The sequence below is a fragment of the Bacteroides caecicola genome, from assembly GCF_023337095.1.
GTDB classification, from domain to species: domain Bacteria; phylum Bacteroidota; class Bacteroidia; order Bacteroidales; family Bacteroidaceae; genus Phocaeicola; species Phocaeicola gallinarum.
The window spans coordinates 151098-170942 of sequence record NZ_JAMBLM010000006.1 but is presented as its reverse complement, the minus strand read 5'-3'; the positions used below and the strand labels follow the sequence as shown (position 1 = coordinate 170942).

Sequence of the window (19845 nt, the reverse complement as noted above, 5' to 3'; positions counted from 1 at the left end):
AAGTGAATCCTATGGGTAGAATGGGGTAACGCTTCGGCTTGCGTGAAGCAACGCTAACGGTAGCGTTTTCGGGAGTTATCAGACGGGGTTTAATCGTCTTGAATCGTGATTCCCATCTTCTTCATCAGGAAGCACGCATTCATGTTCTGTGCGATTCCTTCGCGCAGCTTGTACGAGAACGTAAGCTCGTCGTTCGTAATATCTGCCTCGAAGCAATAGTTCCTTATTTGTCCGGGAAACTGTGTGGCAAGTTTTCCCAACAGTAAGTCGTGGGTAGCGATGATGCCGTTTGCTTTCAGCTTCATAAACTGTCGGATCAGGTCGAACGAACCTTTCTGTTTATCCGATGAGTTCGTCCCTTTTAATATCTCGTCGAGGATGATGAACAGCTCTTGTCCTTCGTTCAGCAAGTCAATGATACGTTTCAGTCGTTTGAGTTCGGCAAAGAAATAAGACTCGTTGTCTGAAAGCGAATCCGATGTGCGCAGGCTGGTAACGAGTTGTGCCGGATAAAGCGTAAGCCGCTCGCAGCACACGGGTGCGCCGATGCAGGCAAGCAGATAGTTAGCCCCGATGGTGCGTAAGTACGTGCTTTTCCCTGCCATATTTGCTCCCGTGATAATCAGAAAGTAAGGGCGTGAAGGGATGGAGGCATCGTTTTTTACACATTGGCGGGCGGGCATAAGCGGATGTCCCATTGCCGTAGCCTGAAAGCAGAACGGAGTGTCGGCGATGGAAGCCCAAGCATAATCGGGGTGATTATAAGCGAAAGTCCCCAATGAGCAAAGCGCATCAAGTTCTCCCACTACCGACAGCCAGTCCATGACGAACCGCCCGTAACGTTCTTTCCATCGTTCGATGCGTACTATCTGACGGAGTTGGAAGAAAATACTTCCTTCCAAAATCACATAAAGCAGTTGGTTATTGCGCAAATCAAGACGGTCAAGCTCTTTCGATAGTTGCATAAGCGCATCTACCGGCGATTTTCCGTCGAGGTTGAGGCGCTCCATCAACTTTTGAATCAGTGCCGATTCCCATTGTTCCTTTTTAGCCAAAGCAATCAGTCGGGCATAGCTGTTTAAGGTTTTCAGCCGCTTTCCGTAAGTTTCCTGTACCATCGTGGCACGCTTGATGATGCCGAAACTGATGATGACAAAGAGCATGAACGACAGTCCGAACCAAGTCATCGAAATAAAGTCAGCCAATCCCGCTGCCAGCAAGACAACGTTGATGGCAGGAACGCCCCAAATGAACGCTTTCACCCAAAGAGCATGGAGGTATTGGCACGGAGTTTCAGTCCACGTACGGATTTCCTCACCGTCTGAAGCCTGACCGTGAAAGATTAGTCCCGTTACGCGGAATTGTTCGCGGAAGTCGGGACGGCACCCTAAATCCCTTACAGCTTGCTGCCGTTCCTCAATGTTTTGTTTATCTTTCAGGTGATGTTGCATCCATGTAGCCAAGCGGTCTTTTCCGAAAGTGGTACAAGTGCGGTTTATCATCTGGTACAGCGAGCGGTTTCCGAACACATCAAGGTCGAACGAATACGGATGTTCCGGATTAACAAACTCCTTTCCCTCGTCGAAACAACTGTTATCTCCCGTCAGGGCTTGCAACTCTTCCCGGTTGATGCGTGCCTGCGTCTCCAGCCAGTCGCGACGCCGGAACAAACGGTCGTGTATTTTTAACAGGAAGAAAAACGGAAGGAAAGTGCAGCATACGGTCAGAATGATTTTCCAACTCTCGCTGTGGAAAAATGTGATAAGTCCCGCTACTCCGGCGATAAACAAGATTACACGTAATAAACTGATGCGGGTAATGCGTTGTTTAACTTGATGTAATTCGGTTTCGGTGGTTGTCAGACGCTGGGCGTAATAGTCGTGCGGCTTCATGGGGTAAAAGGGATGTATAGAAACAAATAGAGAGGTACGTGAACGCTTCCTGTACCTCTCCGTATTCAGGTGTATCAGATGGTGGCAAGCGCTTGCTCCAAATCGGCGATGATGTCGGTTACATTTTCGATACCCACCGATAAGCGAATCAAATCGGGAGCAACGCCCGCTTCAATCAACTGTTCGTCGGTAAGCTGACGGTGCGTATGGCTTGCCGGATGCAGTACGCAGGTACGCGCATCGGCTACGTGGGTCACGATGCAAGCCAACTTCAGGGCGTCCATAAACCGGATAGCCTCTTCGCGTGAACCTTTCAGTCCGAAAGCGATGACCCCACACGATCCGTTCGGCATGTATTTCTTTGCCAGTTCGTAATACTTGCTGCTCTTCAGTCCGCAGTAATTAACCCATTTCACTTTCGGGTTAGCTTCCAGCCATTCGGCTACGCGCTGGGCATTTTCGCAGTGACGGGGCACACGCAGATGCAGGGTTTCCAAGCCGAGATTCAACAGGAAAGCATTTTCAGGCGACTGGATGGAACCCAAGTCGCGCATCAGTTGGGCAGTGGCTTTGGTAATGTAAGCCATTTTGCCGAATGATTTCGTATACGTCAGTCCGTGGTACGATTCGTCCGGGCGAGTCAGACCGGGGAACTTGTCGGCATGTGCATCCCAGTCGAAGTTGCCACTGTCTACGATGGCTCCGCCTACGCAGGTGGCATGTCCGTCCATGTATTTCGTGGTAGAATGGGTAACGATGTCGGCTCCCCACTCAAAGGGACGGCAGTTGATGGGAGTGGCAAACGTATTGTCAACGATTAAAGGAACTCCGTGTTTGTGAGCGATGCGTGCAAATTTCTCGATGTCGAGCACATTGATACTCGGATTGGAGATGGTTTCTCCGAACAGGCATTTCGTGTTCGGGCGGAACGCCTTTTCGATTTCCTCGTCCGGAGCATCGGCATCCACGAATGTACATTCGATGCCCAACTTCTTCATCGTTACGCCGAACAGGTTAAACGTTCCTCCGTAAATGGTAGATGAGCAGACAAAATGGTCGCCCGCTTCGCAGATATTAAACACAGCGTAAAAGTTGGCAGCCTGTCCCGATGAAGTAAGCATAGCTGCTACACCACCCTCTAATGCGGCAATTTTGGCAGCCACAGCGTCGTTCGTGGGGTTCTGGAGGCGCGTATAAAAATATCCACTATCCTTCAGGTCGAATAAACGTGCCATCTGTTCGCTGGTATCGTATTTGAACGTTGTGCTTTGATAAATCGGAAGAACCCGAGGCTCTCCGTTTTTCGGAGTCCACCCTCCTTGTACGCAGAGTGTCTCTTTGCTGAATTTCTTTTCCATTTTATATGATTATTAAGGATAAATCTTAGTAAGTGCGAGCAAAAGTAAGAAATAATCTGCCACTTGATAGCGGTTTTAATAAAAAAGATGTATATTTGAGAAAACTAATCTTAAGTACTACTATATTATGGCAGATGAAATCAAGTTTAAACACGTAATGCCTATACAAATACGGTTTAGCGATGTCGATTTGTACGGGCACATGAACAACAATGCTTATTTTTCGTTATACGACCTTGCGAAAACTTCGTATTTTCGCGATGTGTTCGGGATGGAGGAATGGAATAAATTTGCTGTGGTGGTGGCAAATATCAATGCCGACTTTCTGGCTCCGGTGTTCTTTTCCGACGAACTGATTATTGAGACGGCGGTAATTCATATCGGCAATAAGAGCCTTACGCTGTTGCAACGTGCCACCAACAAGGCAAGCGGCGTGTTGAAATGCCAGTGTCGTACGGTGCTGGTAGGGTATGACATAGCTACGAAAGAGCCCGTGGCGCTTCCGAAAGATTATAAGGAAGCAATCTGTTTGTACGAAGGAAAAACATTGGAAGAGTTATCGGAACCGGTAGATTAACAATACTTTTATTCAGATAAACGAAAAGAGGAAGAACCTGTAAGCAGAAGCACTCAGGTTCTTCCTCTTTCGTTTATGGGTTGGAATGGGAAACCACCGGCTTTACCGGTATGATTTTTTATAAATGTTCAGTACCTCTTCATCCGTCATCGGGCGAGGGTCGAAAAGGAATAGCCCACCCATCGTTTCGCGGGCGTTTTGTACCATCTTCGGGAAATCCTCTTCTTTCAGTCCCCAAATGCTCAGTTTCAGTCCGTATACGTCACATTCTTTCTGCATTCTTACCAGTGCGTCGATGAAATCACTCGGACGGTTGCTCTTCTGCTGCGTCATGATTTCTGCCATCTTCATGTAACGTTTCATGCTGTCATTGCGGAACGTTTCGAAGTAATTCTCACTGATGGCGATAAGCCCCGCTCCGTGAGGAAGTTCGGGATAGTAAGCACTCATGGCGTGCTCAAGCGAGTGTTCCGATGTACAGCTCGATGTAGCTTCCACCAGTCCGGCAAGCGTACTTGCCCATGCCACTTTCGCCCTTGCCTTTAAGTCCTTACCGTCTTTTACCGCTACGGGCAAGTATTTGTATAACAAGCGGATTGCTTCTAGCGCATAAAGGTCGCTGATGGGAGTGGCACAGTTGGCGATAAACCCTTCGGCTGCATGGAAGAAAGCATCAAAGCCCTGATATGCTGTGAGATGTGGCGGAATAGACACCATCAGTTCCGGGTCGACGATGGAAAGCACGGGGAAAGTCAACTCGTTTCCGAAGCCTATTTTCTCCTGACGTTCCTCGTTGGTGATAACCGTCCACGGGTCTGCTTCTGTTCCCGTTCCCGCAGTGGTAGGAATGGCAACCACGGGCAAAGCCTTCGTTACCGGGCGTCCCTTTCCGGTTCCGCCGTTGATGTAGTCCCAATAATCGCCCTCGTTACAAGCCATTACAGCGATTGATTTTGCCGAGTCGATGCTGCTCCCGCCGCCCAGACCTACTACAAAGTCGCACTGATTTTCGCGGCATACGGTCGCAGCTTCCATCACATGACTTTTGATAGGGTTCGGAAGAATTTTATCGAATACGATTGATGTTACATTGTTCTCTTTCAGCAGCCCGATAACTTTATCCAGATAGCCGTATTTTTTCATTGCGGTTCCTCCCGATATAACAATCAGGGCTTTCTTTCCCGGCAGCTTTTCTGTTGCCAACTTCTTTAATTCGCCACATCCGAACAAAATCTTGGTAGGAATGTGTACACTGAAAATTGGATTTGAGTTCATAATACTTCCTGTTTAAAGTTCGTATGTCCCAAATATAGTGTTTTTTTAATGAAAAAACAATGTTACGCCTGTTTATTTCCGAATCATTTCCGGCGCATGTTGTAACAGATTGGTTCGCAATGCGAAGCGCGTACAGCCGAACGAACAGAGCGAACCTGCCAGAAAGATGATTCCCGTAGAAGTCATGAGGTCGCCCAGTCCTACCAGCGGCGAAACGATACCTCCGAAGGCAAACCCCAATGCGCCGAGCAATGCAGAAGCTGTTCCGGCGTTTTCCCGCTCGCAGTCCATTGCCAACGTGTTCGAAGCCGTAAACGTCAGTCCCAACATCGACAGCAGGCAGAGCAGTAGCGTTTCATAAATCCAAAAGTCGCATTTCATAATCAGGGCGACACACAGCAAGAGAGAGGCAAAGACCATGCCCGTGCTTCCCGTAGACAAGGCTTGTTCCGGACGGCGGAATTTCACCGAGGCCGCGGCAGAAATCACGATGGCAACAGCGTTGACCCCGAAACATACGCTGAACAGCATGGGCGAGAAGCCGTAATGTTGCTGCATGATAAAGGGAGCGGAAGCAATGTTGGCGAACAACACGCCTTGCGCGAAACCGAACTGAAGGATGTAGCATACATACTGCCGGTTGCGCAACACCGTGCCGAACGAGCGATACACATCTTTCCATTTTGCAGCTTTCCGGTTTTCTTGCGGCAACGATTCGCTGAGGTGAAAACTGCCGGCCAATAAAATGACTCCTAATCCGAACAAACACCAGAAGATGCCTTGCCAGCCCACGCTGTCGGCAAGCATACCTCCGCCCATCGGTGCGGCAATGGGAGCAACCCCGTTGATAGCTCCGATGATTGCCAACATTTTCCCCAATTCGCGTCCTGAAAATTTATCGGCGGCGATGGAGCGCGAAATCACGATGCCACCCGCTCCCGCGATGCCTTGTATCAGGCGGAAACCCACGAACTGCATGATAGTCTGCGAGTAGATACACCCGATGGAAGAAACAAGAAAGAGCATCATGGCGATGATAAGCGGCGAACGACGCCCGTATTTGTCGCTAAGCGGTCCGAAAAACAGTTGCCCCACGGCGAGGCCTACCATACTTGTAGTAAGTCCTAACTGGACCATAGACGAAGTGGTGTTAAAGAAGTCCGACATTGCCGGGAGCGTAGGGAGATACATGTCTGTTACAAAAGGGCCGAACGCCGTCAGCATACCTAAAAAGACGAGTATAAAAGTTTTAGAGTTCTTGTTTTGTCTCATAATGAATTGTTTGGTTCTTTTCGGCGCGAAAGTACGTTACATTTTTTTGACAAAATGTTTTGTTTTGAAAATTATTGTTTAATAGTTCCAAATCGGGGTAGGGATGAGGCCGAAAACGCAAGCGGTAACAATGGATAACGCAAGCGGTAGAACCGACTAACTTATCGGGTAGTGTTCATCCGTTCTTCCGCTTATGTTTTTACATGAATTTGGTGCCTTATAATCAGCGATTTATCTTTGTATTTTTGGGATATAGAAATACGTTTTGCATCTTTGTATAGATACGCCAATTCGTGTTCTGAAGGCTTGGGAAAGCAGATGAAGAAATAAATTTTTCATACATTGTTGAGAGCCTGTTTTAAATTTTCCGATTAAGTATTTTATCCGCCCCTTTTTGAGTTTGTTTCCGGTCTGTTTTCCCGTTTGATATAGATGTGGCGAATGGTACGCTCTATACATTTGATACGTATACGGATGAGTTACGAAAATATGATATTGGCTATATTTTGAAAGATATTTTCGAGTAGTTATATATAATGAGGGCTTCTGAATTATCAGAAGCCCTAAAATCTTATCCGATATAATATTTCTTATTTACGGTCTATCTCTTTAAGCAGTTCGTCTACCGCGGCTTTCAGTTGGGTATCTTCACCCTTCACCACGGTTTCCGGAGTGTTAAGCACGTAGATGTCCGGGTCGAGCTGCTTGTTTTCTAAATAGCTGCCGTCCGGCAGGCGATAGCCTATCACCGGAATACCGAATACAAGGCTGCGGTCTTGCAGCGTTTCCCAGTTGACGGAAGTCATGGTTCCCGGAACAGGTGCGCCTACTAACTTGCCGATGCCACGGTGCTTGTACACCCACGGCGTGCCGTGTGCGTTCGAGTAGTTAGCCTCGCATTGCACCATGATAGACGGTTTGTTCCAGCGGCGGCTCGGCATGTCGCACACTTCACGTCCGCGAATAACCTGTGTTAGGTATTTCTCGCCGCTGAACAACACCTCGATGTCTTCATGCAAACGTCCGCCGCCGTTGAAGCGCGTGTCGATAACGATACCCTCGCAATGGTTATACTTGCCGAGAATATCGGAATATACGGTACGGAAACTGCCGTCGTCCATCGACTCGATGTGTACGTATCCCAAACGTCCGTCCGACCATTTCTCAACATCGGCAGCGCGCTGTTTTACCCAGCGTTTGTAGAGCAAATCGCTGAAAGCTCCACCGCTGATGGGTTTCACTACCTCGTCCCAACGTTCGTTGGTTTGCGGATTGAAGAGCGACACAAGGACTTTCTTGCCCGCCTTGCCGTTGAGCAGCGCATAACAGTCGGTAGTCGGTGTAATGGATTCGCCGTCTATTTTCTCGATAACCGTCCCCGCCGTAACCTTCGTGCTTTTGCGGTCGAAAGGTCCTTTCTCTACCACTTCGGCAATACGCATACCGTTCCCGGTGTAATCCCAGTCGAAGAACACGCCCAAGCTGGCAGTAGCCTCCACCTTTCCACTCGGATAATAGCGTCCTCCCGTATGCGATACGTTCAGTTCGCCCAGCCATTCGCTCAACAGTTCGGCAAAATCGTAATTGTTATTGATGTGGGGCAGGAACTTACGGTAAGCCTCCGTCATAGCCTCCCAATCCACTCCGTGCATGGTCTCGGTATAGAAGCATTTCTTTTCCTGCTTATAAACGTGATTGAACATATACTCACGTTCGGCAGCTAAATCCATCTTCATTTCAGCACGGAACGTAATCGGTTTCAACGATTCTGAGGCAGCATCCATTTTTTGCATATTGTTTCCGCCGAGGATGAAAATAGCTTTTCCCTCCTTGTCTGTTTCCATGTTTGCCCATCCGGTATCCATCTTGTGTAACAGCTTAGTTTCGTGCTTGCGCAAATCCATTTTCCACATATCAAATCCGCCCTCGAATGCTGCCAGATAATAGAGGCTTTCCCCGTCTTCCGAGATGATGGCAGAAGCGATGCTTGACGAGTTGGGAGTAAGTCGCACGATGCGGTCTTCGATACCCTCGGTCTCTACCACAATCTCTTTCACCTCCTCTTTTTTCTTATCAGCAACCTCGTCTTTTTTCTTGTTGTTCTTTTTCTTGCCTGTCTTGTCGGCTGAGGCTTTCTCCTGTTCTTTTTCCAGCTCTTTCTGTAGTTCGTAATCCTCTTTGCTCAGGCGGAATTTATCGTATGCGTCTTGGTTTAAGAACGCAATCATAACATCGTCTTGCGAACCCCATGAAGCATGGTTACGCATTCCGTAACGCTCGGTGGTAAACAAGATGGCATTTCCACCCATTACCCAGCGTGGCGAACCGCTCGTATAGCCGCTGCTGGTCAGATTAACCGGTTTGCTTTTCCCGTCGGCACGTACCAAAGCCACATCGGTATACGGGTCATGCCGATTGCTGATAAGCGTCAGTGTAAACCATTTGCCGTCCGGCGACCATGAGTAATCAAAGCTGCCCGTGGTTTCATACCATTCCGAACCATCGGTTACTTGGCGGACTTGCTTCGTCTCTACGTTCATCACCTTTAGCCGCATACGGTCTTCAACAAAAGCTACCTCTTTGCCGTCCGGCGAGAACTTCGGCATCTGACGCTCCGTTTCTTTGTCTGCCAACAGCACATTTTCTTCAATCAGCGTAGCATTCGGGAAATTCAGGTCGTCTTTACGCGCTATTTTGGCGGTATATAAGCCCCAGTTACCGTTTCGCTCGCTTGCATACACCAATGTACGGTTATCTGCGCCGAACGAAATACCCTCTTCAGCTTCGGGAGTATGTGTAATTTGTTTCGTTGTTCCATACTCTACGGAAGTAACGAATACGTCACCGCGCACGATGAAAGCCACCTGTTTGCCGTCGGGCGATACGGTAGCCTCGCTTGCCCCACGGGTAAACGTCAGCGAAGCAGGGATAGACTCATCGTCGCGTGTCAGCGTAACAGCCACCTTTTGAGGATTTCCGTCGGGGCGTTGTGTGTAAATCTCCCCGTCGTACGTATAACAGAGTGTGCCGTTGCTTCCGGCAGATAAGAACCGTACGGGATGAGTGCTGAAAGCTGTTACCGCACGGACACTTTTCGGATTATCAACAGCAAATGCATAGACGTTCATCGAACCATTATCCCGCTCGCTCAAGAAATAAACATCCTTTCCGTTTGCCGCCCATACGGGATTACGGTCTTCGCCTGCGCGGTTAGTCAGGTTAGTATGCGTTTTCGTTTTGGTGTCATACATCCATACGTCTCGCGTAATAGAAGAAGTGTGATGTTTTCTCCATTCATCCTCAAAGCCTTTCCGGTCTTGGTATAAGAAAGTGTCACCGGAAGGATTGAAGCAAACCATTTCAGCCGGAGTACCCAACACCTGTTCGGTTCTGCCGCCTCCCACAGATACTTTATATAATTCGGTCATAGCCCCCGTAGGAAACAAAGCACTTGTAGCCGGGTCTTGAATGCTGGCAGAAAATACCACCGCCTGCCCATCGGGAGTAAAAGCTGAAGGCGTTTCTGCCGCCGAGTTGGTAGTCAACCTGCGTGCCGCACCCCCGTTTGCCGGCATCACGAACACGTCAAAACTTCCGTAACGGTCGCTTGCAAAAGCAATCTGTTTTCCGTCGGGTGACCATACAGGCATCATCTCGTACGAAGCCTGCGTAGTAAGTTGTACCGCTTCTCCACCCGAAGCAGCCACTTTATAAATGTCCCCTTTATAACAAAAAGCGATTTCCGTACCATCGGGCGAAATACGGACATCGCGTAACCACATCGGTGTGACAGCCGAGCCGCCCACTGTAATTGTCCCCAATATAAGGGTTAATAAGCTCTTTTTCATACTAAATCTGATTGTTTGTTTAGGGGCAAAGGTACGTATTATGCAGTTAACATGAAAAAAAGTGAAATTTTATTTGGAAGATATTACTGAAAAAGATTATCTTTGCACCGTTTTCTAAGGAAAACAACAAAAGTTTGGACTATGGTGTAATGGCAGCACAACAGGTTTTGGTTCTGTTTGTCTTGGTTCGAATCCAGGTAGTCCAACAAAAAAATAGGCTGTCTCTTTACGAGCAGCCTATTTTTTTGTGTATTCATTTATGATTTGAAATCCCTTTATGCCATGCCTTTTAGTTTTTCTACCAGCAAATGTGCATGTTGAATCGCTTTGTCTTTCATGCGTGCCAGTTCTGTTTCATCATGCCGGCTGGCATACGACAGCCCTCCGCTGTATATATAATCGCACCATTGCAGGCCACATAACTTCGCCATCTGCTTGTAAGCAGGAAGAAAATCATCAATAGGATAGCATTGCAGACCACCCTGTCGATACATTTCTTCAGGTGCACCAGAGGTAAAAGATAATACAAGTTGTTTGCCTTTCAGTTTATCGCCTGTCGTACCATGAGAAAACCCATGCGTAAAAGTCTGTTCAATCCAGCGGTGCATCAGTGAAGGCGCACTATACCAAAATATAGGATATTGCAGAACGATGATATCCGCACGGAGCAACCGTTCTTGTTCTGTTTTCACATCAATTTGAAAATCCGGATATAACTTATCCAAATATACGAATTCAGCCTCCGGTAATAATTTCTTTGTTTCTTCTAATATCGTCTTATTGGCAAATGAGTCGTTTAAGTCGGGATGTCCCGATACAATTAAAATCTTTTTCATACCCTTTCCTGTTTTATGTTAAACTTTAATAGCTGCCTTTCCGTGCGACATACCGGATTGTCCTTGGAATGCGCTGGAGAAGTGCAGATGGTTTTCAAAGCTAATCTTTATATACTTGTGGTGCTTTGAGCCTAACGCTACAAAATTAACAAGATTTCTGTTCTTATTGTTTATTTGGAAAAGTTTGATTGTCTGATATATTGTTAATTTTTTCTTTGTGCGAGTTATCGTTGGTATTTTCTCCCTTGATTCTTTCAAGCTCGTCTTGAAAGCGTTCCCATGCCATCAAATCCTCGTGCCAACTTTCAAATTCTTCCCAATCGTCCATCATCCTTTATTCTATAATTTGCCAATATCCTTGCTTCCTACCTCCTATACGTTTCAGTAAGCCAAGCTCTTGAAGGCGAGAAAGATTGTACTTTACACCATCCTCTGTAATGCCGGAAAGACTCTCGCTGATTTCTTTTCGGGTCGCTTCCGGATGTTCTTTTAAGAATGACAGTATAGCTTGTTGTTGTTCCGTCAGATTTTGTATGGCCTTTTGGGTAGTCTTTTGGGTAGTCTTTTGGGTAGTTTTCTGGCCGCTCTGTATAGTTGCCCTTTCCGGGTACTCAAACTTAAAAGTTGTCCATATACCTGAAGCGTCATAGCGGAACTCCGGCGTAGAGAAACCATCATTCTTACAAGCCATTATGATACGCTCAATGCCGCGTCCCCATGCCTCAATCTCACCTGCACGGAAGAATGTGTTGGCAATATCTGGGTTATAAGGCATACTTTGATGTGAGGACAATAAGGTTTCCACCGTCCACCCTTCGGGCAATACACCACCATTTATTATCTCCAATTTGTTTTCATACACGCGGATTTGAATGGGAGAATGTTCTGCGTAGTCCATCATGTCACGCACCTTGTTCGGGATGTCCTCCATTAACTTCTTGGCATCCTGTACACCGCACACTTCGCTATTATCGCGCAGACCGATATACAGCGTATCGCCTTGTGCGTTGGCAAAACCACAAATCCATTTCTGGTATTCGTCACGCCAAGATTCTTTGAACTCTATGTTTTGGGATTCGGTATTCATTAGAAAGGTAAATCATCAACGTTACTTTGTGTCAATTCATTGCGCACCGAAATACATTGTTCTAAGTTTTGTCGCCCCCTTATGTCGATTAATTTATCTTCTGCATCAAATAATTCATTTTTCAATGTTAAGATGCATTTATAGCTTCCATCTATTTTGGTACATATAATATCAGAAAAAGGGAAATCCTCTTCTATAACAAATCCTATGTCTGTTAAATATTGTTTGATAGCTTCTCTGTTTGACGCGAATAATTCATATTGCTTACCACCTAATACTTCCAACAAATATCTCAATGTTGGGCGTATGGCATAAATTGTACTATTAAACTTGTTAAAGAATGAATCTTCTTCTACAGAAAGTCTATCAACAAGTTCACGTATGGTTTGAGCTGTATTTTGTAAATCTTCATAAGTCTTACTTTCTGTAATAGTTGCTTCTTGAGTCAATAGGTGCTGAAATAATCCTGCAAATTGCTGCTTCAAGTTATTTGTTATGTCGGATACATTTTCAAAAGGAATTATTGGATGATTCTTGACTGTATTTTTTAGTTCAGTGATAAATTCATGAATTTTGATATTGTCGGCATAATACGGAACGAAATCTTTTGTTTTATTTGCTGAGTAAATAAAATTTTCAGAATATACATCTTTTAATATGTATATATAAATTTTCTTTCTTCCTTTTATTGCTTTTTGCAATTCTGACATTGTTATTGAATAGTCTCCATTTGCAGATTTTGTTCCAAACTTATTACCGATTATGCATACTACAATATCACAAGTATCAAGCTCGTTATAGCAAGATTCTTCTAAACTGACTTCTTGAGTATATGGAATATTTCCTTTATCGTGCATTACAGCTTCATAACCTAGTCCTTGAATAAAAATACGAAGATCATTTCTTACATGTTGTAAGTCATAATATGTAGAACTAACAAAAACTCTTGGTGCTGCCATTGTTATTTTCCTCCTTTAATCCTATTACAATTCTTACAAAGCATTTGACAATTCTCTGCCACAGTAGTACCGCCTTCTTTCCACGGCGTGATGTGGTCGGCCTCCATTTCCTCCAACTCGAAATGCTTGCCGCAATGGACGCAGATACCTTGTTGACGCTCGTAGGCTTCGCGCTTCTGCTTTTTATCGAAAGTGCGGAAACTAAGGTCACGCAAATCTCCGCTTAATACATAACGGTAGATACCGGACTTTTTCATGATTTCGTCATCCTCCATCAAATCGTGTATCTGCTTTTCAAGGGCGACCGTATCATACACGTTTTCACCAAACTCATCGTATATGGCTCCCCAATCCAAGCCTTTCATTTCACGGCGGTATTTGGTAAACGTAGAACGTACCCATGTAATGATAGATACGAAGTAAGCCCACAGCTTATTGGCATTCGGATCAAATTGGTGTATCGCCATATACTTATCAATACTTTCCACATTATCATGACGAGCCGCCCATTTCAAGATAGTAGCCAAGTATGCCTGCTCTATGGCATTACCACTTAATAAGTCGGCTCCCATTTTATAAGCCGGACATCCGTTCTTTGAAAAATGCCTGCGGGCATCTGTTACGAAAGGTCCGGCATAAACGGCATTCAGCAATTCTTGGTCGAGAAGTTTCTCTCCTGCAATGTTGATTACTCGGAACCAGTCAAGTTTTTCTTTGTCTGTTCCCTCACAAAAATACACAGTCAGTTCATAGTTGAGAAACTTTGCTTTCTCTTCCTCTGTAAGTGTGGAAAAATAAAGTGTACCTCGCTCAGGGTCAACTATATGAAAGTCGTGGGTATAGAAACCGCATATCGAGAGGGTACGCTGTTGCCCGTCAATCATTTCAAAATTGCCGTTCTCATCCACGCTCCAATACATGATGTTAAGGGGAAAACCTTTGAGAATGGTTTCCACAACGGCTTGTTGCTGCTTTTCGTCATAACGGAACTCACGCTGATAGGGAGGGCGTATATCTAATTTGCCATGATAGCCTTTTACACCGGTATCGGGATCGTTGATATATCCGTCAATCAAGTCTTGGATTTTTATGGATTTCAATTCTATCTGCATATCGGTTATTTTTTGATTTTACGAATTATGATTCGTGCATAAGGTAAAGATACAAGACCATTTCTCAATATGTACGGAGAATTCATATTGGCCGTGACATGAGCCTTATTTCCTTGTTTCCTTAAATTATCAATTGTTGCTTGTCCCATCGGCTTAAAACCGGCAGACCTTATCCAATCTGTATCACAAGTATTTCCTATTATCTCAAACTGTTCTGGATTGTATTTATCCATGAACGTAATAGGAACACCCATTAAGCCATCGTAATCTAAGGGAATATATTCTGTCTTTGCCACATCGATAGCATCATAATTCTCATATTTAGGATATTCTTCAGGTGTATAGTGCTTATAAAGAATAATATCTTCATGCCGCTTCTTTATTTCCAAATTGGTAAACCAAGTAACGCCAGATACCCGAATCATTCCTTCACGATGGTCGCCAGCGGTTGCCTTGTCCTCATAATGTGAGATGAAATGCCCGGCTCCACCTTTAAATCCGTAGCCCAACCATAGTCTATTTTCTTTGATAAGAGGGAATATTTCCTTGTATTTAATAGCATTCTGATGCCCTATAATCAAGAACTTCTTATCATATTCCATAAGTTGAGCCACGTATTCTCGAAACAAGGAAAACGGTGGATTGGTCACCACAATATCCGCTTCTTTCAGCAATTCGATGCATTCTTTACTACGGAAATCACCATCACCTTTCAAGGGTTTCACGCCTATCTCTTCCGCATTCGGTATATGGTCGCCATTTTTGTCGCCTTCATAAACCAAGTAAACGGCCTGTTCGCTCTTGTTTTGGCTGAACAAGTCTATATTCTGATTCTTATAACAAGTGGTAATCAGTTTTTTCAATCCAAGAAACTCAAAGTTGTAGGCGAAATAAGTAAAGAAATTACTCACACGCGGATCGTCACAGTTGCATAACACGGTCTTGCCACGAAAATGTTCCCGATAATGCCGCAACTCGTTGTTGATATCTTCCAGTTGCGTATAAAATTCGTCTTTCTTGGCTTCTTTTGCCTTGTTCAGATTCTTATTAGCCATATCATTTAATCGAATTTACCCTTGTTAATCAAATCCTTTGCATTCACTTCCAAAATTTCCGCTATCTTCATCAGCATTTCCAATGAAGGCTGGGTCGCATTGGAACACCAGCGCGAAACGGTCGCCTCGTTCTTTCCCAACTGTTCAGCCAACCATTTCCCAGTTTTCCCTTGTTCTACCAATACTATTTTTAGTCTGTTTATTTTTTCTGTTCCCATATTGAAACGTATTGCATACGTGCATTAATAATTGATGGTATCTGCAAAGATAATGATTACCTACCAAAAGAACTCAAGCTTTGACAACAAACTGCCTTATAATTGAAATTTGTGTATTACCCACTCTTTTTATGGAGGTCGTATCGGGCGTTTTATATGTGCCATATCTTATTTTTTAATTTGTTCCATTTTCAATATCCGCTGACCCCTAAATCTCGCAAGATGGTACAATGAAGTGGAAAAGTTTGACTATATGGAGTTCAACAAGGTGCTTGATACGTTTTCAAGCCATAGTACGACCATCATAAATTATTTTGAAGAGCGATTGACCAATGCTTCAGCGGAGTCGTTCAACGCAAAAATAAAAGCTTTTCGAAACCAGTTAAGAGGGGTGGCTGATGTAAAATTTTTCCTGTTCAGGCTGGCTATGCTATACGCTTAAAAGAAAGCTTGCCAACTGGGAAAATCCGTTGAGCCGGTAAAACATTGGAGAAAACATTTCCCTGTTTCAACCTGCATTCTGACCATATTGAGCATAAAAAAAGAGAGCTACATTGCTGTAACTCTCTGACTTTCAGTGGTGCCACCAGGAATCGAACCGGGGACACAAGGATTTTCAGTCCTTTGCTCTACCAACTGAGCTATGGCACCGTTTTTAATCGTTTCGTTGCTTTGTTTCTCGATTGCGGTGCAAAGGTATGAAAGTTTTCCGAATCTGCAAAAGTTTTGAGTAAAAATTTTGAAAATATTTTAATCATGATAATTGCTCTTTATTCTGTGGTTGATGTAATATATTGTTAATCAGGAGTATATTTCCGTACGGCTCGTTACGCTGATATCCCGGAAAAAACTACCGTTAGCGTTACCTATTTCAAGCGGTAGAATTGCTTTGTTCTACCCATAGTATTAATCAGTTTAACGGGTAGAAATTTTAGGCTTGCAAAAGAGAGGGGGCGAATTTTTATTTTGTCGGAAAAATTCGACTGTTCTGAGGGGGAGTAAACGCTTTTATTTGTATCTTAGTCGCCATAAATAAAACTCGATTATGGAAAAAAGAAGATTAACTCGGTCGAATAACCGAATGATTGCCGGGGTGTGTTCGGGAATTGCGGATTATTTTGGATGGGATATTACGTTGGTACGTATCGTATATGTATTGGCTACGTTTTTTACTGTGTTCTCCGGCGGTATCGTATATTTGATTTTGTGGCTTATCATGCCTGAAGTGAAACGAAATGAAGATTGACTTTTTTTTCAAATATAAAAGCCTGTCGCACTATTGTGCAACAGGCTCTGAAGACACGGAATTGAAATCTTTTTGCAGTTCCGTGTCTTTTATTTATTCAACTACTTCGATGCCTTTCAGCGTTGCCGAACTTGATTCAGTGATGCGTACTTTTACGAAATCGCCGATGCGGTGAGTTCCGCGGTCGAACACTACCACCTTGTTCTGTTCCGTGCGTCCGAAGAGCTGTTCTTTCGAGCGTTTGGATACACCTTCCACCAATACTTCGAACACCTTGCCAACGTCTTTGGCATTGCTTTCTGCCGAAAGCTGGTTCTGCAATTCTATCAGTTCGTTCAGGCGGCGGATTTTCACATCTTCAGGAACATCGTCCGGAAGATGTTTCGATGCGTATGTTCCGGGGCGTTCAGAGTATTTAAACATGAAAGCCGAGTCGTAGGCACATTCGCGCATCAGTGAGAGAGACAACTGGTGGTCTTCTTCCGTTTCCGAATGGAATCCCGAAAAGATATCGGTACTTAGTCCGCAGTCGGGGATAATACGGCGGATGGCTTCCACACGTTCCAAATACCATTCGCGCGTGTATTTCCGGTTCATCAGTTTCAAGATGCGTGAGCTTCCGCTCTGTACGGGCAGATGGATGTGTTTGCATACGTTAGGCACTTCGGCGATTACCCGGAGCGTTTCATCGCTCATGTCTTTCGGGTGGGAGGTAGTGAAACGCACCCGCATCGTGGGAACGGTTTCTGCCACAAGGCGTAACAGCATGGGGAAGGTCACCACTTCGTCGCCGCGTTCAAACCGGTATGAGTTTACGTTCTGCCCTAACAGCGTTACTTCCTTGTAACCCTTCTGTTGCAGGTCGCGCACCTCGTTTAGTATGCTTTCTACATCGCGGCTCCGTTCGCGTCCGCGGGTATAGGGCACGATGCAGTAATGGCAGAAGTTGTTACAGCCACGCATGATAGAGACAAAGCCTGAAATGCGGTTGCCGCAGATGCGAGAGGGAATTACGTCGCGGTATGTCTCCGTTACCGAGAGGTCTACGTTAATGGCTTTTTCGCCCGCTTCTACCGAGGCTATCAGGTCGGGTAGTGTCAGATAAGCATCCGGACCAGCCACCAAGTCTACGTGATGATGTTCTATCAAATCACTTTTCACGCGCTCTGCCATACAGCCCAGTACACCTACAATCAGGTGTTTGCGCTTTTTACGTAATGAATGGAAGAACTCCAGCCTGTTCAGAATCTTTTGTTCGGCATTGTCGCGGATGGAGCAGGTGTTCATAAACACCGCGTCGGCTTCGTCTAAGCTCTCGCAGGGTGAGTAGCCCGCCATTTGCATGATTGATGCCACCACCTCGCTGTCTGCCACGTTCATCTGACAGCCGTAGGTCTCAATAAACAGTTTTTTGTTTCCTTGTTCAGTTGCAGATTTAAAGTCTGCTCCTGTAGTTTCTTTTGTCATAATGCTTGTTATTTTTAGAAATGAGGATGCAAAGATATCGGTTTCTTGGTTAACTTCCATAAATTAAGCTGAATATATCAGATTTATTTGTATATTTGGGACAACCATTGGTTGAAACTATAATACTGAATATAAAAACACTGATACCATGAACTTTAGATTTATTTCGGCAACCGAAGCTGCTAACTTGATTAAAGACGGCGATATCATCGGGCTGAGCGGGTTTACGCCGGCTGGAAGCCCGAAGGCTGTAACCTTAGAACTGGCAAAGATAGCCGAGGAGAAACATGCTAAGGGAGAATCTTTCCAGATAGGCATTATTACGGGAGCTTCTACGGGCGACTCATGTGACGGGGCTTTAACCCGCGCGAAGGCGATTAAGTTTCGTGCTCCTTATACCACGAACACAGATTTCCGCAAGGCAGTGAACAACGGAGAGATTAACTATACAGACATTCACCTTTCGCAAGTGGCTCAGCGTCTGCGCTCCGGCTTTTTGGGACATGTGAGCACGGCTATCATCGAGGCGTGTGAAATTACCGGCGACGGGCGTATTTACCTTACTGCCGGAGTGGGCATTACGCCTACCATTGCCCGGCTCGCAGACAAAATAATCGTTGAACTGAATGCTGCCCACAGCAAGTCCATCATCGGAATGCACGACTTGTATGAGATGGAGCGTCCTCCTTTCCGCCGTCCGATTCCCATCGTGAAACCGAGCGACCGCATCGGGTTGCCGTACATCCAAGTAGATCCGGAAAAGATTGTCGGAATAGTAGAGACGAATATCCCCGATGAGGCACGTGGTTTCCATGACCCCGATCCCGTTACAGACAAAATCGGGCAGAACGTTGCCGAATTTCTTGCTGCCGACCTTCGGAAAGGCATCATTCCTTCTACCTTCCTGCCCTTGCAGTCGGGCGTGGGAAACATTGCCAACGCAGTGCTTAGCGCATTGGGTAAAGACCAAAGCATTCCGCCGTTCGAGATGTACACCGAGGTCATTCAGAACTCTGTGATTAAATTGATAAAGGAAGGGCGTATCAAGTTTGGCAGCACCTGTTCGCTCAGTGTTACAAACGACTGCCTGCAAGATATTTATGATAACATGGACTTTTTCCGCCACAAGTTAGTGTTGCGTCCGTCGGAGATATCCAACTGTCCGGAAGTGGTGCGCCGTATCGGTGTTATATCAATGAACACTGCCATCGAAGCCGACATTTACGGTAATGTCAACTCTACACACATCTGCGGCACGAAGATGATGAACGGCATTGGCGGTTCGGGCGACTTTACCCGCAGCGCATACATTTCTATCTTCACCTGCCCGTCTACGGCAAAGGGCGGATGCATCAGTTCCATCGTACCGATGGTGTCGCACCAAGACCATAGCGAACATTCCGTCAACGTGATTATTACCGAACAGGGCGTTGCCGACCTGCGTGGTAAGAGTCCGGCAGAACGTGCGAAAGCCGTCATAGAGAACTGCGCTCACCCCGACTACAAGCAACTGTTATGGGATTATCTGAAGATAGCCACCAAAGGGCAGACCAGCCACAGCCTTGCCGCCGCGCTGGGTATGCACCAAGTATTCATGCAGAAAGGCGACATGCGTCTGACTGATTGGGGCGCATTCTAACCGA

At 45.6% G+C, this 19845-nt stretch carries 16 protein-coding genes, 2 tRNA genes and 1 pseudogene; 5 read left to right on the top strand and 14 right to left on the bottom strand.

Annotation, left to right across the window (positions count from 1 at the left end; all coding sequences use genetic code 11):
- Window positions 1-89 precede the first annotated feature (89 nt).
- Window positions 90-1892 (bottom strand): MutS family DNA mismatch repair protein, encoded by a 1803-nt coding sequence (locus M3085_RS07920; RefSeq protein ID WP_249052737.1) that lies wholly within the window; start codon window positions 1890-1892, stop codon window positions 90-92.
- 74 nt (window positions 1893-1966) lie between these two features.
- Window positions 1967-3250, bottom strand: coding sequence for an O-acetylhomoserine aminocarboxypropyltransferase/cysteine synthase family protein (locus M3085_RS07915; protein ID WP_178257197.1), 1284 nt, complete (start codon window positions 3248-3250; stop codon window positions 1967-1969).
- Window positions 3251-3377: 127 nt separating this feature from the next.
- Here M3085_RS07915 and M3085_RS07910 point away from each other — a divergent pair, with 127 nt between their 5' ends.
- Window positions 3378-3827: an acyl-CoA thioesterase gene (locus M3085_RS07910; RefSeq protein WP_191710849.1), complete on the top strand. Its 450-nt coding sequence runs from the start codon at window positions 3378-3380 to the stop codon at window positions 3825-3827.
- Between the two features lie 102 nt (window positions 3828-3929).
- Here the strand turns inward: M3085_RS07910 and M3085_RS07905 are convergent, their stop codons facing one another.
- The 3 genes from M3085_RS07905 to M3085_RS07895 form a co-directional block, all read right to left on the bottom strand.
- Window positions 3930-5102, bottom strand: coding sequence for an iron-containing alcohol dehydrogenase (locus M3085_RS07905; protein WP_178257195.1), 1173 nt, complete (start codon window positions 5100-5102; stop codon window positions 3930-3932).
- Window positions 5103-5174: 72 nt separating this feature from the next.
- Window positions 5175-6374, bottom strand: coding sequence for a multidrug effflux MFS transporter (locus M3085_RS07900; RefSeq protein WP_249052736.1), 1200 nt, complete (start codon window positions 6372-6374; stop codon window positions 5175-5177).
- Between the two features lie 590 nt (window positions 6375-6964).
- Window positions 6965-10222: a S41 family peptidase gene (locus tag M3085_RS07895; protein WP_249052735.1), complete on the bottom strand. Its 3258-nt coding sequence runs from the start codon at window positions 10220-10222 to the stop codon at window positions 6965-6967.
- Window positions 10223-10357: 135 nt separating this feature from the next.
- On the opposite strand from M3085_RS07895, the gene M3085_RS07890 reads away from it, so the two are divergent.
- Window positions 10358-10428, top strand: a tRNA-Gln gene (locus M3085_RS07890).
- A 69-nt stretch (window positions 10429-10497) separates the two neighbouring features.
- Here M3085_RS07890 and M3085_RS07885 read toward each other — a convergent pair.
- The 7 genes from M3085_RS07885 to M3085_RS07855 form a co-directional block, all read right to left on the bottom strand.
- Entirely contained in the window at window positions 10498-11058 is a 561-nt protein-coding gene (locus tag M3085_RS07885) for an NAD(P)H-dependent oxidoreductase (protein ID WP_249052734.1), read from the bottom strand.
- Window positions 11059-11221: 163 nt separating this feature from the next.
- Window positions 11222-11389: a hypothetical protein gene (locus M3085_RS07880; protein ID WP_178257190.1), complete on the bottom strand. Its 168-nt coding sequence runs from the start codon at window positions 11387-11389 to the stop codon at window positions 11222-11224.
- A gap of 3 nt (window positions 11390-11392) precedes the next feature.
- Window positions 11393-12145 carry an ATP-binding protein gene (locus M3085_RS07875; protein ID WP_249052732.1) on the bottom strand — a complete coding sequence of 251 codons (753 nt, stop codon included), beginning with the start codon at window positions 12143-12145 and terminating at the stop codon, window positions 11393-11395.
- Window positions 12145-13104 carry a DUF4062 domain-containing protein gene (locus tag M3085_RS07870; protein WP_249052731.1) on the bottom strand — a complete coding sequence of 320 codons (960 nt, stop codon included), beginning with the start codon at window positions 13102-13104 and terminating at the stop codon, window positions 12145-12147. The genes M3085_RS07875 and M3085_RS07870 overlap by 1 nt, the downstream gene beginning before the upstream one ends.
- A 2-nt stretch (window positions 13105-13106) precedes the next feature.
- The gene (locus M3085_RS07865) at window positions 13107-14216 is read right to left on the bottom strand and encodes an HNH endonuclease family protein (protein ID WP_249052729.1); all 1110 of its coding nucleotides are present in this window, start codon (window positions 14214-14216) and stop codon (window positions 13107-13109) included.
- Window positions 14217-14221: 5 nt separating this feature from the next.
- A complete protein-coding gene (locus M3085_RS07860; protein WP_249052728.1) occupies window positions 14222-15271 on the bottom strand; it encodes an adenine-specific methyltransferase EcoRI family protein in 1050 nt (349 codons plus the stop codon).
- 5 nt (window positions 15272-15276) lie between these two features.
- Window positions 15277-15489, bottom strand: a complete 213-nt coding sequence (locus M3085_RS07855; protein WP_204501258.1) for a helix-turn-helix transcriptional regulator — start codon at window positions 15487-15489, stop codon at window positions 15277-15279.
- Window positions 15490-15697: 208 nt separating this feature from the next.
- On the opposite strand from M3085_RS07855, the pseudogene M3085_RS07850 reads away from it, so the two are divergent.
- Window positions 15698-15931: pseudogene (locus M3085_RS07850) on the top strand (transposase); the annotation flags it as partial.
- 136 nt (window positions 15932-16067) lie between these two features.
- On the opposite strand, the gene M3085_RS07845 reads toward M3085_RS07850, so the two are convergent.
- Window positions 16068-16140: transfer RNA gene (locus M3085_RS07845), tRNA-Phe, on the bottom strand.
- A 394-nt stretch (window positions 16141-16534) separates the two neighbouring features.
- On the opposite strand from M3085_RS07845, the gene M3085_RS07840 reads away from it, so the two are divergent.
- Window positions 16535-16735, top strand: a complete 201-nt coding sequence (locus M3085_RS07840) for a PspC domain-containing protein (protein WP_178256692.1) — start codon at window positions 16535-16537, stop codon at window positions 16733-16735.
- 93 nt (window positions 16736-16828) lie between these two features.
- Here the strand turns inward: M3085_RS07840 and miaB are convergent, their stop codons facing one another.
- On the bottom strand, window positions 16829-18202 hold the full coding sequence (gene miaB / locus M3085_RS07835; protein ID WP_204501414.1) for a tRNA (N6-isopentenyl adenosine(37)-C2)-methylthiotransferase MiaB: 1374 nt from the start codon (window positions 18200-18202) through the stop codon (window positions 16829-16831).
- Between the two features lie 148 nt (window positions 18203-18350).
- On the opposite strand from miaB, the gene M3085_RS07830 reads away from it, so the two are divergent.
- A complete protein-coding gene (locus M3085_RS07830; protein WP_178256690.1) occupies window positions 18351-19841 on the top strand; it encodes an acetyl-CoA hydrolase/transferase family protein in 1491 nt (496 codons plus the stop codon).
- The last annotated feature ends 4 nt before the right edge of the window (window positions 19842-19845 follow it).